Raw genomic sequence first — 12,726 nt, forward strand, 5'->3', positions numbered from 1 at the left:
GATCGCGGGGCGCGCTTAGCGAACGACTTGCGGCGGGGTGGCGCGCCCGGTCAAGCGGCGGGCGAGGGGCCGCTTAGGCGACCTGGATGCGGAAGCCCGTCGCTGCGGCGATCCGCTGCCCTACGCCACCTTCGGCAGCGCTTCCTTGCCGATCCGGTCGAGCGGCCCGACCTCCTGCTCCAGCAGCGGCAGCACGTCCTTGGCGAACCGGACCATGGAGCTGCGGGCGAGCTCGACCGGCAGGGCGCCGAACTGGAAGAAGCAGTTGTAGTGGATCGGGCGCATGGCCCTGATCTCCTTGGCCATGCGCTGTGCCACATGGTGCGCATCGCCGATGATCAGATTGTCCCGGAAGGTCTCGAGCGGCGGTTCACCGTCGAACACCTCCTCGCGGATCGAGAAGCCGTCGACCTCGGTCTTCGGCTTGCGCAGCGAGGTCACCAGCCGCCCGACATAGCGGGCGCAGTCGGCAGCTTTCAGCGCCTGCTCCTTGTCGTCCGTGACGTGGATATATTGCTGGATGCCAGTCGCCGGGATCTGGTCGCCCAGTCCCAGCTGGCGGCACTGCTCCTTCATCTGCTCGTACATCCCCAGCAGGCCCGCAGAGCCGCGCCAGCCGGCGGTCATGAACATGACGCTGCCCGTCTCCACCACGCGCCGCAGGATCGCGGGGCTGGACCCGGTGACGTAGAAAGGCGCCAGCGACTTCTGCAGCGGGCGGAGGGCGAAGTCGGTCGGCGGGGCGGCGAAGTGCTTCCCGTGGAAGTCGACATGGCCGCGCCCCAGCATCTGCTCCAGGACGTCCCAATATTCGAGCATCACTTCAGCCTTGGTGTCGAGCCGGGCGCCGAAGCGCTCGAATTCGTAGGCCTGATAGCCGCTGCCGATGCCGACCACCGCCCGGCCGCCGCTCTGGATGTCGAGCAGGGCCACTTCCTGCGCCATCCGCATCGGGTGGTAGAGCGGCAGCACGATCACTGCCGGGCCGACCTTGATCCTGGTGGTCTTGGCCGCCATCCAGGACGCCATCATCAAGGGCGAGGGGCTGATCGAGTAGTTCGAGAAATGGTGCTCGGCGAACCAGGCGATGTCGATGCCGATCGCCTCGGCGAGCTGCACCAGCGACAGGGTCTCGTCGATGATCTCGCGCCGGCTCTTGGACGGGTCGCGCAGCGTCATCAGGTTGAAGATGCCGAAATCCATGGCAGGCCTCCTCAGAGGGACTTGGGCGTGGGCATCGAGCTGTCCATCGGCGGTACGGCCGACGATGCGCCAGGGTGATGGTCGGCGCTGCTGCCGGCGCGGCCGAGATAGGCCTCGCGCATCCCGGCGTCGGCCAGGATCTCGGCGGCACTGCCCTGCAGCACCAGCCGCCCGTTCTGCAGCACATAGCCGCGGTGCGCGATGCGCAGCGCGGCATTGGCGTTCTGCTCGACCACGAACACGGCCGCGCCCGAACGGTGGATCTGCTCGATCAGCTGGAAGCTCTGGCGGACCAGCTTGGGCGAGAGGCCCATCGAGGGCTCGTCCATGCAGATCAGGGTGGGCCGGCTCATCAGGGCCCGGCCCATCGCCAGCATCTGCTGCTCGCCGCCGGAAAGCGTGCCGGCCAGCTGAAGGCGCCGCTCCTCCAGGCGGGGGAACAGGCCATAGACCCGCTCCAGGTCCTGCTTCAGCTGCGCACCGCGCCAATGCATGCCGGCACCCACCAGGAGGTTCTCCTCGACCTGCATGCGGGCGAACACTCGGCGGCCTTCCGGCACGGCGGCGATGCCCATCTGCACCCGGCGCACCGTCGGCAGCTGGTCGATCCGCTCGCCCCGCCAGCGGATCTCGCCCTCGGCCAGCCTGACCTGGCCGAAGATCGCCTTCATGCTGGTGGACTTGCCGCAGGCATTGCCGCCCAGGAGGCAGACGATCTCGCCCGGCATGATCCGGTAGCTGACATCGTCCAGCGCCCGGAACTGGCCGTAGTCGACCGAGACGTTGCGCAGCTCGAGGAGGGGTTCACTCGACACCGAGAAAGGCCTCCACCACCCGCTCGTCCGCCTGGACCTCGGTGGGCGTGCCGTGCATCAGGAGCGTGCCGTGGTCGAGCACGTAGACCTGGCGGCAGACACTGCTGATGACATGCATCTTGTGCTCGACCAGCAGGGTCGAGCAGCCGGCCATCGCCGCCAGCCTCGGGAGCTGCTCGGCCAGTTCCTCGGTCTCGGCCGGATTCATGCCGGCACAGGGCTCGTCCAGGAGCAGCACCGACGGCCTGGCCGCGAGAGCCCTTGCGATCTCGACCCGGCGCCGGTTCGCGTAGGATAGGGAGACCACCTGATGATCGAGACGCGGCAGGAGGCGCGTGCCGAACACGGCCAGCATCTCCACGACCTCGTCCCGGAGTGCCCGCTGCTCGCGCCGGGTATCCGGCAGGTGCAGGCAGGCGGCGAGGGCGCCATGCCGGTGCAGCCGATGGGTGCCCATCATCACGTTGTCGAGCACGCTCAGGCTGTCGAACAGGCGCAGGGCCTGGAAGGTGCGGGCGATGCCGAGCCGGGCCCGGGCCGCCGCCGTCAGGCCATCGATCCGCTGCCCGTCCAGGCGGATCGCGGTGCATTCGGCGGGCTGCACCCCGCTCAGGACGTTGAGCAGGGTCGACTTGCCGGAGCCGTTCGGGCCGATCACGCCGGTGGCGATGCCGGGCTCGAGCTCGATGTCGATGCCGTCCAACGCCTTGAGGCCGCCGAAGCGGACCGTGACGGCCTCGACCCGAAGATGGCCGCGGTGCCGAGGCTCGGGAACAGGTGCCTTCATTTGCGGATCAGGTTGGTGATGCGCACGGAGCCCAGCAGGCCCTGCGGGCGGTAGATCATCAGGACGATCATGATCAGGCCCAGCAGGCCCAGCCGGTAGGGCTGCAGGAAGCGCAGGATCTCCGGCAGACCTACCAGAATGGCGGCCCCGGCGACCGATCCCCAGATGCTGCCGAGCCCGCCCAGTATCGCCATCTCGAAGATCAGAAGCGATTGCTGGACATTGAAGTCGGAGGGGCCGACGAAGCCGATGAAGTAGCCGAGCACGCCGCCGGCGAGTCCGGCCATCGCCGCGCCGATTACGAACACCGACACGCGCACCGCCGTCAGTGAAATGCCGCAAGCAGCGGCCGCTACCGGATCGTCGCGCGACGCCTCGATCATCTTGCCGAACCTGCTGCGGGTGATTGCCAGGGTGACGAGGAAGCACAAGGCCGCGATCGCGAGCGCCAGGTAGAAATAATCGACATTGGAGCGGACGCGGACGAAGCCAAAGCTCGGCATGGGCAGCCCGGGGATCCCGGCGGTGCCGCCGGTCACCGGCACCCATTGGGTGACGATGTCGAGGAAGACTAGGTTCACCCCGATCGTCACGATGAAGAGATAGTCGCCGGAGATCCGGATGGCCGGCAGGCCGATCAGCAGCCCGACCAGGCCGGCGGCACCGGCAGCGGCCAGCAGCGCCGGGAAGGCCGGCCAGCCATAGCGGACGCTGAGGATCGCCACAGCGTAGGCGCCCAGGCCGAAAAAGGCGGCATGGCCCATGGAAAGCTGGCCGCTATTGCCGGTGATGAGGTTCTGGCCGAGCGCACAGGGCACGTAGATGAGGATCAGCGTCAGCACGTGCAGGTGGTAGCTGCCGATCAGGCCGGGTGCGGCCAGCAGGAACAGGAGCAGCAGGACGGGCAGCACGATCCGGGCATAGGACCGGATCGTGGCCGGCGTGGCGGGAGCGCGGCTGCTGACGGCCGTGGCGGCGCCCGAGGCCTCCGTGCGGACCCGCATCAGACGCGGCTCGCGGTGGGCAGGGCGAACAGTCCACGCGGCTTGAGCACGAGGATCACGATCATGATGACGAAGGCCACCGTGTTCTCGAAGCCCGAAGCGATGTAGCCGATAGCCAGCGCCTGCATGACGCCGAGCAGCAGGCCGCCGATGAAGGCGCCCTTGAGGCTGCCGATGCCGCCCAGCACGGCGGCCACAAAGGCGTTCATCGTGCCGGTGAAGCCCATGCCGATATAGACGGCGTTGTAGTAGGCGGCGAACAGGATGCCGCCGATCACGCCCAGGCCGCCGCCGACCGCGTAGACCGCCGGGACGATCCGGTTGACCGGCACGCCGACCAGTTCCGCGGTCGTGGGATCGTCTCGGATCGCCCGCATCGCCCGGCCCCAAGGCGTGAGCTGGACCAGCAAATAGAGAGCCAGGGCGCAGATCCCGGCCATGCCGAAGATGATCAGCTGCAGGACGGTGATGTAGACGCCGCCCAGCTGGATCAACCCGCTGCCGAACGGAAGCGGGAAGGGCTGGGTCTGCGGCCCCCACGTTGCCAGGGCGACGTTCTGGATGATCAGGGCAGCACCCACCGCGGTGATCGTCGGCGCGATCCGGTCTGCGTTGCGCAGGGGCCGATAAGCGAAGCGCTCGACGATCATCGCCAGGATGGCACCGGCGAGGATGCCCAGCAGGATCGCCAGCGGCCAGGGCACGCCCAGGAGGATCAGGGTGAGCGTCAGGAAGGTCGCCAGCATGAAGATGTCGCCATGGGCGAAGTTGATCAGCTCCAGCACGCCGTAGACCATGCTGTAGCCGACCGCGATCAGGGCGTAGATCGAGCCGCTGGCCAGACCGTTGACGACCTGCTGGAGAAACGCGGTCATCGGCTCCGGTCCTTCGCTGCGTGACGACCGGCGGGCATCCCGTCCCGACCCTCTATCGATTCACCGCCTGGGTCAGGTCGAGATCGACGACGAACTGGCCGTCCTTGACCACCATCACCGCGCCCGACTTGCCCAGCACGTCGCCATTCTCGTCGAAGCGGGTGGTGCCGGTCGGGCCGTCGAAGCTGATCCCGCGCACCGTCTCCGCCAGGGTTTCCCTGGTGGCACCCTGCTCGATCGCGAGCTTGTAGATGAAGGGAATCTCGTAGCCGTAGGCGGCCTGCTCGTTCGGCTTCTCGCCATACTCCGCCTCGAACGCCTGTACGAAGGCCCGGTTGGCCTCGAGCGGGCTGCCCGGATTGTAGTAGGTGAACACATAGCTGCCCTCGGTGGCCTCGCCGCCGAGCTTGATGTAGTCGGCCTGGTCGACACCTGCCGAGTTGATGATCGTGATGTCGCCGAGACCCGAGCGGGCCAGCTGCGAGACCGCGGCACCGGCATCGTTGTAGTAGCCGTCGATCAGCAGCACGTCCGGCTTGGCGCTCGCGATATTGGTCAGCTGCGGGGTGAAGTTCTTGGTCTGGGTCGGGGTGTAGGTCTCGGCCGCGACCAGCTCGGCACCGCTCGCCTCGATGGCGAGCTGCTGGTAGCCGTAGATCTGCTGGCCGAAATCGTCGCTGGCATAGAGGATGGCGATCCGCTTCTTGCCCAGCACCTTGGTGGCGAGATCCACCATCTTCCCGGCCTGCTGGGAATCGCTGGGAATCACCCGGGCGAAGTTGTCGTAGCCGTTGTCCCTGACGACCTCGGTGATCTTGGGCGAGGTCGAGCTGCCCGAGACCTGGGTGAGGCCGGCGCGATAGAAGATCGGCATGGCGGCGAGCGATGCGGACGAGCAGACATCGCCGATCACCGCGAACACGTCGGGATCCGCGGCGATCTTGGCAGCGGCACTGGCCGCCTGGGTCGCTTGGCACTGCGTGTCCAGGAACTCCAGCTCCATCTGATCGCCGTTCACGCCGCCGGCCGCGTTGATCTGCTTGGCGGCAAGCTGGGTGCCGCGCTGCAAGGCCACGCCATAGACGGCATTGTCGCCGCTCATCGGGCCGATCACGGCGAAGTTCAGGCTCTCAGCGTGGGCCGGCGCCAGCAGGGCCATCCCCATCATCAGGGAGGGAGCCACGGCACCTGCAAGCAATACGGATCGTGCGGTCTGCCACTTCATGGTTCCTGCGCCCTTCGTCTGGAAGCCGGTAGATGGCCGGGCACCGCCCGGATCAACGCATGTAGAGGCCACCGCTGGTGACGATCGTCTCGCCCGTGATGTAACGGGAGCCTTCGCCCGTGGTCAGCCAGTAGACGAGCTCAGCGATTTCCTCGGGCTCGGCGGCACGGCGCAGCGGCACGCTCGGCAGGAACCGCTCCATCCGGCCGTTCGCGATGTTCTGCGCGGTGCGCACCCAGCCGGGTGCCACGCCGTTGACGCGGATCCCGCGCGGCGACAGCTCCATGGCCATGGTCTTGGTCGCATTGGAGACCGCCGCCTTGGACGCCGAGTAGAGCACCTGGTTGTCGACCGCGATGAAGGCGTCGATCGACGAGAAGTTCACGATCGCCCCATGGTCGGCGAGCCGGTCCTTGGCGTGCTTGACGACCAGCAGCGTGCCCAGGACGTTGATGTCGAAGATCCGCCGGTACAGATCGACCGTGAGCGTGTCGAGATTGCTCACCGGATAGATGCCGGCCGCGTTGATGATGGCATTGAGCCCGCGGAACGGCTCGGGCACCGAGGCAAGGCCTGTGGCCAGCGCCTGCTCGTCGGTGATGTCCACCTGGAGCAGATGGCAGTTCGGATCTTCCGGCGCGCCTTTGACGAGGTCCAGGGCCAGGATCTTCCACCCGGCCTCCATGAACCGCAACGCGGTCGATCTGCCCATTCCGTTCGACGCACCGGTGATCAGCGCTACGGGCTGCGAGTCGGGGTTCCTGGCGGCCGGAGACATCCGGGCGTTCCTCCCGTATTTTTGTCGACAATCTGCATCTCGCGATCATGTCGCTCTTCTGTCAAGCGCTTCAGTGATCGCCGATGTTCCAGACATTGTGCACAGAGCCGACGTCTTTGGACCGCGCCAGATCGTAGACAATCTACATCTGCTTGAGGCACGCATGTGGCTGCAGTCAGGCTCGGAGGCTGGACCATGGCGCTCTTGGAAGGTCGGGTGGCATTGGTGACCGGAGCGGGTTCCGGGATCGGCGAGGCGATTGCACTCGCCTTCGCCCGCGAGGGTGCGCGCCTGTTTCTCGCCGACATCTCAGCCGAGCGGGTCGCGAAGATCGTCGACGCCGTCCAAGCCCTGGGTGCGGAGGCTGAAGGCTGCACGGCGGACGTTAGCCAGGACGGCTCGGTCCGTGCGATGGTGGCAGGTGCGGAGCGCGCGTTCGGCCGCATCGACGTGGTCTGCAACAATGCCGGTATTCTCGACCGGCTGATGCCGGCCCACGACACCACGGACGAGCTGTGGGACCGGGTGATCGGGATCAACCTGACCGGGGCATTCTATGTCTGCCGTGCGGTCCTGCCGGCCATGCTTGAGCGCGGTATCGGCAACATCATCAACACGCACTCGATCTCGAGCTTTCTGGGCGGCCGCGGTGGCACGGCCTACACCGTCTCCAAGCACGGCATCCTCGGCCTGACCCGCGCCATCGCGGCGACCTATGGCACCCGGGGCATCCGCTGCAATGGCATCTCGCCAGGCTCGGTGCAGACCAACATCAGCACCGGCGACGACTGGCACGAAATGGGGCGCGCGCTGCGCGAGAAAGGCCTGGCGACCCGGCCGGAGCGCGCGGTGCCGGACGAGATCGCCCCGGTGGCGGTGTTCCTGGCATCCGACATGTCGCGCTACGTCAATGGCGCCAACATCGTGGCCGATGCCGGCTGGACGGCCTACTGACGTGACGTGCTTGACGAGGCCAGACCGCTACCGCATCTGCGGGCGCCCGATCCTTATGTGATGCCGATGACCGAGACGATCAGGAACAGCATGGGCGCTGCCGATGACGGGCTGGTGTCCTCGGTCGACCTCGCCAAGCGCCGTCTTCGGGAAGCGATCACCAGCGGCGAGTTCGCGCCGGGCGCCAGGTTGGTCGAAGCCAATCTCGCCAAGCATCTCGGCATGTCGCGGGGGCCGATCCGCGACGCCCTGCGCGACTTGGCCGCCGAGGGGCTAGTGGTGTTGCGCCGCAACCGAGGAGCGGTGGTCACCGAGATCCACGTCGAGGACGTGCTTGAGGTCTACGCGATGCGCTCGGTCCTGGGACCCTTAGCACTGCGCCAGCTCATGTCTTCGCCCGAGGCACGCAGCAACCTCGTCCCCAAGCTCAAGGCTTATATCCGTCAGGCGAAGTCGAAGGAGGCACGCGCCGATCAGCGTTTGCTCGTCGATGCGGATAGCGCCTTTCAGACAGCTATCGCACAAGCAAGCGGACTACGCCGCATCTCGGATGTCTTTGCCGAAACCAGTGCGGAAGCCAAGTTTTTCGTCGGGGCTCTCCGGATCCGTTACACCGACACTGACCTTATCATTGAAGAACTCGAGCAACTCGCCAAGGCGATCACAAATGGCGATCTCGCCACTGCCGAACGGGTATGGCAGACCCGCTTCAGCCGAGCGGCCCAGGAATTCATTGAGGCCATCGCCTTCGGGCCGCAAATGGCCATGCGTTGGCCGCATCTGTTTCAGATCGTCGACAGTCCTGGAAAGTTCTTCGAGCGTTGGGCGGATGATCCGCCAGCGGTTGTAGCCCAATCGACGGGGAAGGCCCGTCGCCGGATGCGAATCAGCGTCAAGGCTGAAACAGCATGAGAAAGGCCATTTTTAAGCTCGATCTGTTCATTGTGTCATAGCACGGTACCAGAGCATTGGCCTCCGGATCACCATCCGGCATTCAACCTTGCCATGATAAACGTCGTGTGGGATACAGTGGCCTGTACTTTACAGTTAGGGTAAAGCCATTAGTTTCACCAGAAGATACATCCGCCGCTCCACTCATGACTTGGCGGGTACATAGTTACCCCGGCGAAGCTGGGCATCCGTACCGGGCAAGACTGATCCGTGCTCGGTCAGGTGCCGAGGCCGAGGGCATCATGTTCCGGCGCTACCGGCAGCCGTGCCGCTGCCTGTGGTGCGAGGGTTGGGATGAGCCCGACAGCCTAGACGAGCTGCCGGTGATCCGGCGTGTCGATTAGGAGCAGCGCGCAAATGCCCGCATCAATAGGCGTTGATGCTGCCCCCATGCACCTGCACCACCGGAATCGACATCTGCAAGGAACGCACTGCCTGCTGCTTGGCCGGTCCGTTGGGCATGGCACCGACCCTAACCCACTCCCCAACCGTCGCCCTCGGCGGATCAAGGACGACCGACTTGTAAGCCAACACCGCCACCCCGGCGGCAATCACCGTCAACATCGCCTTGGAATACAGGTCCATGCACCACCTCCTGCCGTGAACCGGAGGCTAGCGGGGCGGTCGGGTACGGTTCAGCAAAATGCGCCGGCTCGGGACAAGGGATCGCCTCTATCCATGCAGCCGGCCGACCCGTCATAACCTCCGCTACGGGCGGCGATATGATCATGCTCAGGTACTCAATCCATCTTAAGTATGATAATCATCTGTCATGATCATGCTCTTGCTAGAGTTGGCAAGAGCATGGATGCGTCAGGGACTTTTCTGCCGTTAGTTATCCTGCTTCGAAAGTGATGACTTGGTCTGCGGAGAAGGAGGTGATGCCGTAGAAGGTCGCTGTCCCATACTGCGGAGTGCTTCCGTCCTCACTAAACAGGATCTTGAGCTGCAGCGACTGAGCAGTTTGGCCACCATAGGTGGCATCAACGATGGTGGCCAAGCCATCTTGATTGTCGATCATGCCATCGCTGTTGGTGTCCAAGGACGGATTGCTTCGGGTCACCGCTAGCTCAAAACCTTCTTGCGAATCGACAACCAGCGCACTGCCGAGCTTCACGCCGAGTGAAGCACCATCGAGGCTAAAGTTGTAGAGATCGACGCCAGCGCCTCCCACCAGAGTGTCGTCGCTGCCAACCAGATCGAAGGCGACAAGTCCGTCGTTGCCAGCGCCACCGAAGAGCAGATCGTTGCCTGCACCACCTTCGATGCCGTCATCCCCAGCGTCGCCATAGAGGATGTCCGCACCGACTCCACCGTTCACACTGTCCTGCCCGTCACCTCCATGGAGGATCGAGTCTTCGTCAATCGGTGTGAATGCATCCTGGTACACGAGGAGAAGGTCATTGCCCTCGCCACCGTAGAGCTTGCCCGAGCCATAGATGACGTCGTCGCCATCACCGCCCGACAGGAGATTGTGGCCGTCACCGCCGATGATGCGGTCCTCGCCGATATTGCCGTAGATGGCATCTTTGCCGGCGCCACCTTCCAGAAGGTCGTTACCGAGGCCACCCGCCAGATAGTCGTTGCCGGCCTCGCCGTGCAGCCTGTCGTCGCCGTCACCGCCATAGACGGTGTCGTTGCCCGAGCCGGCGAAGATCCTGTCCAGGCCACCGCCGCCGTAGATCTGGTCGTTGCCCTGCCAGCCCTTGAGCAGGTCGTTGCCGGCCAAGCCGTCGATCCTGTCGTTGCCGCCATAGCCGTTGATGGTGTCCCGCCCGAGCGTCCCGGTGAGGTTGTCGTTGCCCTTGGTGCCGTTGATCGTCGCCATGCTTCACTCCGAACAAGGTTACGCTACGGGCCGGAATTGCTGTATTTTTTGTAATGCTAGCGCTGCTGGAGCAGGTAGCAAGGGAGGGGTGAAAGGAAGAACCAGCGTCCATCAACGATGGGGCAGCAAGGCCACACTGCACCACGTGGCTCATCTTGATGACACCGGCAGCTGCTAGACCGGCAGGACATCTACCCACACCGCTGCCCAGAAGGGGCATAACGTCCACAGGCTTGTGTAGGTTCGGCCAGCCGCCGCTCAGGCGGCATGCCGGCGCCGCTGGATAATGCTCAGCGCGCAGCACTGCGCCAGCACGGCGTCGCCTACGGGTCTGATCTTCCCCCGTGTCCGCGAAATCGGGGGAAGATCATGACGCCCTTCCGCTTGAGCAGGATATGCAGGCGCCGGTTTCCGAACCGCTCGCTAGCCGACGCCCTCAGATGGATGCGTAACTCGGTGTTGTCGGACGACCCGACATAGCAGTAGGTCTTCGGACCGAGGTCGATCAGCCCGAAGACCCGCCGCTGCGGACAGTTCGTTTCTGCGATCGCCCGCCAGCTCCTGCTACAAACCGCCTTCAGAAATTTGAAACCTCCCCAAGGTGAAGGCAGCCACACGTTCGAAAGGCGTCAAAGCCTGCGGCACTGATCCTCCTTGTTGCCTTGGACGATGTTACTGCCGCCGGTCGGTGCGGGGCTGTTGGATTTACACTGGAGGTTGCCCTTGATCTTATTGCTGCGGATTTCGACGCCGCCAACATTCTGGAAGGCCTGGACGTCCGAGCCGACGCTGTTGCGCAGGACCCGCAGCGCCGCACGGTTAGATTCGAGCTGGATGCTGCCGTCTATGAAGCTGTCCGCCACCATCGCGCCGCCACCCTGCTTCAGTTGTACGGATCCGCCGACCCGCGTGCTGGCCAGCGAGACCGACCGGGCATTCTCGGCCTGGACATTGCCGATCACCACGACTCCAGAGGCAGCCAGCGTGGCACTCCGCTCCACCTTGATCGTTCCCTTCACCCGTGTGCCCGTAAGGCGGCAGGTAGCGGTCTGCGGGACGCGGAGATTGTCCACCGTCACGGCCCCGAGCGATCCACGACAGACCCTTTCCTCGCTGCTGGCCGGCGCTGAGACACCAACCAGTACCGCGAGTGACACACCGACCACTACCAGTGAAGATCGAAAATATGGCATCTAACCTCTCCAAGGTGAATTGTCTTTGATCTGGAAGGCGACAGGAAGATGGACCGAGAAGGTTAGCGTTCATCTGCATAATGGCTATATTTTGGCTAGAACAAGATTAGAATTCGGGAAGAGAGAGGCGTGGATGAGCGTTATGCGGCGCTGAGTGCGGCGGGCGACCGCTGGCGCGGTTGGATATCGTGGTCAACTTTGAGCTGTTCCGCGCGCCGTTGAACTAGCTCCTTCATGAGGATAGCTGTTTCACATCCTTTGGGAGCCACCTTGCTGCCCCACCCCATGCGGTCAGCCGGTTCGATCATAACTAGTCAACCGGAAGCAGCCGACGCAGAAGGGGCCCCCTTTTGCCCTATAACGACTGATGGTAGCAGTTCTCATAAGTAGGGCACTGTCATATTGACAGAATGCAGCCATATAGACTACATACTGTCATATGACGCAATCACCAGATCCTTTTGCCCATCCTGGCAGCATGCTTGCCCTAGATACCTTTCGCCTGAACGGCGCGCTGATCGCCTTGGGCGATGCCCTCGTGGCCCCCCTCGGCCTGACAAGCGCGCGGTGGCAGGTCATGGGCGCTATTGCAGAGGCCCAGGGCGCGCTTCCCGTGGCTGGGCTCGCCCGGAATATGGGCCTCGTGCGGCAGTCGGTGCAGCGTATCGCCGACGAGCTGGCCGCGCTCGAACTCGTGCGCTTTGCCGAAAACCCTCATCACCGCCGCGCCAAGCTCGTGCAGCTCACGGACAAGGGCGCGGCCCTCCTTGCGGACGCAAACGCCCGTTGGCTCACCGTGGCCGATGCGCTCGTGGCCGAGATCGGCGCGGATGAGATCGAGCGCGCTGCCGCCTTCCTGCGGCTTGTGCGGGAGCGGGTGGAAGCCAGGAATAAATCCAATGAGGGCGATCAATGACCTTTGCTCTAGCTGCCCTCGTTTTCGCCACGCTGTTTGCTGGTGCCGCGCTCTACATCAGCCTTGTTGAACATCCTGCCCGGCTGGGCCTCGACGACGCCGCGCTGCTCGCGCAGTGGCAACCGAGCTACAAGCGCGCCCTGCCTATTCAGGCCGGTCTAGCGGTGCTTGGCGGTATTGCCGGGCTGGTTGCCTGG

At 64.6% G+C, this 12,726-nt stretch carries 13 protein-coding genes and 1 pseudogene; 4 read left to right on the forward strand and 10 right to left on the reverse strand.

What is annotated here, in order from left to right:
* Positions 1-120: 120 nt before the first annotated feature.
* The 7 genes from EQG76_RS30270 to EQG76_RS30300 form a co-directional block, all read right to left on the reverse strand.
* Positions 121-1,203, reverse strand: coding sequence for an LLM class flavin-dependent oxidoreductase (locus EQG76_RS30270; RefSeq protein ID WP_159718952.1), 1,083 nt, complete (start codon positions 1,201-1,203; stop codon positions 121-123).
* Between the two features lie 11 nt (positions 1,204-1,214).
* Complete coding sequence (locus EQG76_RS30275) at positions 1,215-2,018, reverse strand: ABC transporter ATP-binding protein (RefSeq protein WP_235031634.1); 804 nt, start codon at positions 2,016-2,018, stop codon at positions 1,215-1,217.
* Positions 2,008-2,805 (reverse strand): ABC transporter ATP-binding protein, encoded by a 798-nt coding sequence (locus tag EQG76_RS30280; protein WP_159718953.1) that lies wholly within the window; start codon positions 2,803-2,805, stop codon positions 2,008-2,010. Before EQG76_RS30280 ends, EQG76_RS30275 begins: the two co-directional genes overlap by 11 nt.
* Positions 2,802-3,809 (reverse strand): branched-chain amino acid ABC transporter permease, encoded by a 1,008-nt coding sequence (locus tag EQG76_RS30285; RefSeq protein ID WP_159718954.1) that lies wholly within the window; start codon positions 3,807-3,809, stop codon positions 2,802-2,804. Before EQG76_RS30285 ends, EQG76_RS30280 begins: the two co-directional genes overlap by 4 nt.
* Entirely contained in the window at positions 3,809-4,684 is an 876-nt protein-coding gene (locus EQG76_RS30290; protein WP_159718955.1) for a branched-chain amino acid ABC transporter permease, read from the reverse strand. Before EQG76_RS30290 ends, EQG76_RS30285 begins: the two co-directional genes overlap by 1 nt.
* A 52-nt stretch (positions 4,685-4,736) precedes the next feature.
* Positions 4,737-5,867 carry an ABC transporter substrate-binding protein gene (locus tag EQG76_RS30295; RefSeq protein WP_159718956.1) on the reverse strand — a complete coding sequence of 377 codons (1,131 nt, stop codon included), beginning with the start codon at positions 5,865-5,867 and terminating at the stop codon, positions 4,737-4,739.
* A 94-nt stretch (positions 5,868-5,961) separates the two neighbouring features.
* On the reverse strand, positions 5,962-6,687 hold the full coding sequence (locus tag EQG76_RS30300) for an SDR family NAD(P)-dependent oxidoreductase (RefSeq protein WP_159718957.1): 726 nt from the start codon (positions 6,685-6,687) through the stop codon (positions 5,962-5,964).
* Positions 6,688-6,882: 195 nt separating this feature from the next.
* On the opposite strand from EQG76_RS30300, the gene EQG76_RS30305 reads away from it, so the two are divergent.
* Positions 6,883-7,641: an SDR family NAD(P)-dependent oxidoreductase gene (locus EQG76_RS30305; protein ID WP_159718958.1), complete on the forward strand. Its 759-nt coding sequence runs from the start codon at positions 6,883-6,885 to the stop codon at positions 7,639-7,641.
* A gap of 66 nt (positions 7,642-7,707) precedes the next feature.
* Positions 7,708-8,553: a GntR family transcriptional regulator gene (locus EQG76_RS30310; RefSeq protein ID WP_159718959.1), complete on the forward strand. Its 846-nt coding sequence runs from the start codon at positions 7,708-7,710 to the stop codon at positions 8,551-8,553.
* A 405-nt stretch (positions 8,554-8,958) separates the two neighbouring features.
* Here EQG76_RS30310 and EQG76_RS30315 read toward each other — a convergent pair whose 3' ends face one another.
* The 3 genes from EQG76_RS30315 to EQG76_RS30325 form a co-directional block, all read right to left on the reverse strand.
* Positions 8,959-9,177, reverse strand: a complete 219-nt coding sequence (locus EQG76_RS30315; RefSeq protein ID WP_159718960.1) for a hypothetical protein — start codon at positions 9,175-9,177, stop codon at positions 8,959-8,961.
* A 250-nt stretch (positions 9,178-9,427) separates the two neighbouring features.
* Positions 9,428-10,420, reverse strand: a complete 993-nt coding sequence (locus EQG76_RS30320; RefSeq protein ID WP_159718961.1) for a calcium-binding protein — start codon at positions 10,418-10,420, stop codon at positions 9,428-9,430.
* A 629-nt stretch (positions 10,421-11,049) separates the two neighbouring features.
* Positions 11,050-11,439, reverse strand: a complete 390-nt coding sequence (locus tag EQG76_RS30325; protein WP_200841260.1) for a hypothetical protein — start codon at positions 11,437-11,439, stop codon at positions 11,050-11,052.
* Positions 11,440-12,091: 652 nt separating this feature from the next.
* Here EQG76_RS30325 and EQG76_RS30330 point away from each other — a divergent pair.
* Positions 12,092-12,529, forward strand: coding sequence for a MarR family winged helix-turn-helix transcriptional regulator (locus EQG76_RS30330; RefSeq protein ID WP_235031635.1), 438 nt, complete (start codon positions 12,092-12,094; stop codon positions 12,527-12,529).
* A pseudogene (locus tag EQG76_RS30335) lies at positions 12,526-12,726 on the forward strand (DUF1772 domain-containing protein); the annotation flags it as partial. The gene EQG76_RS30330 and the pseudogene EQG76_RS30335, both read left to right, overlap by 4 nt.

It is taken from the genome of Geminicoccus flavidas, from assembly GCF_009806515.1.
Taxonomy (GTDB): domain Bacteria; phylum Pseudomonadota; class Alphaproteobacteria; order Geminicoccales; family Geminicoccaceae; genus Geminicoccus; species Geminicoccus flavidus.

Coding starts and splice junctions, on each gene's coding strand:
- EQG76_RS30270 (WP_159718952.1), bottom strand. CDS start 1,203: ATGGATTTCGGCATCTTCAACCTGATGACGCTGCGCGACCCGTCCAAG.
- EQG76_RS30280 (WP_159718953.1), bottom strand. CDS start 2,805: ATGAAGGCACCTGTTCCCGAGCCTCGGCACCGCGGCCATCTTCGGGTC.
- EQG76_RS30285 (WP_159718954.1), bottom strand. CDS start 3,809: ATGCGGGTCCGCACGGAGGCCTCGGGCGCCGCCACGGCCGTCAGCAGC.
- EQG76_RS30290 (WP_159718955.1), bottom strand. CDS start 4,684: ATGACCGCGTTTCTCCAGCAGGTCGTCAACGGTCTGGCCAGCGGCTCG.
- EQG76_RS30300 (WP_159718957.1), bottom strand. CDS start 6,687: ATGTCTCCGGCCGCCAGGAACCCCGACTCGCAGCCCGTAGCGCTGATC.
- EQG76_RS30305 (WP_159718958.1), top strand. CDS start 6,883: ATGGCGCTCTTGGAAGGTCGGGTGGCATTGGTGACCGGAGCGGGTTCC.
- EQG76_RS30310 (WP_159718959.1), top strand. CDS start 7,708: ATGACCGAGACGATCAGGAACAGCATGGGCGCTGCCGATGACGGGCTG.
- EQG76_RS30315 (WP_159718960.1), bottom strand. CDS start 9,177: ATGGACCTGTATTCCAAGGCGATGTTGACGGTGATTGCCGCCGGGGTG.
- EQG76_RS30320 (WP_159718961.1), bottom strand. CDS start 10,420: ATGGCGACGATCAACGGCACCAAGGGCAACGACAACCTCACCGGGACG.
- EQG76_RS30330 (WP_235031635.1), top strand. CDS start 12,092: ATGCTTGCCCTAGATACCTTTCGCCTGAACGGCGCGCTGATCGCCTTG.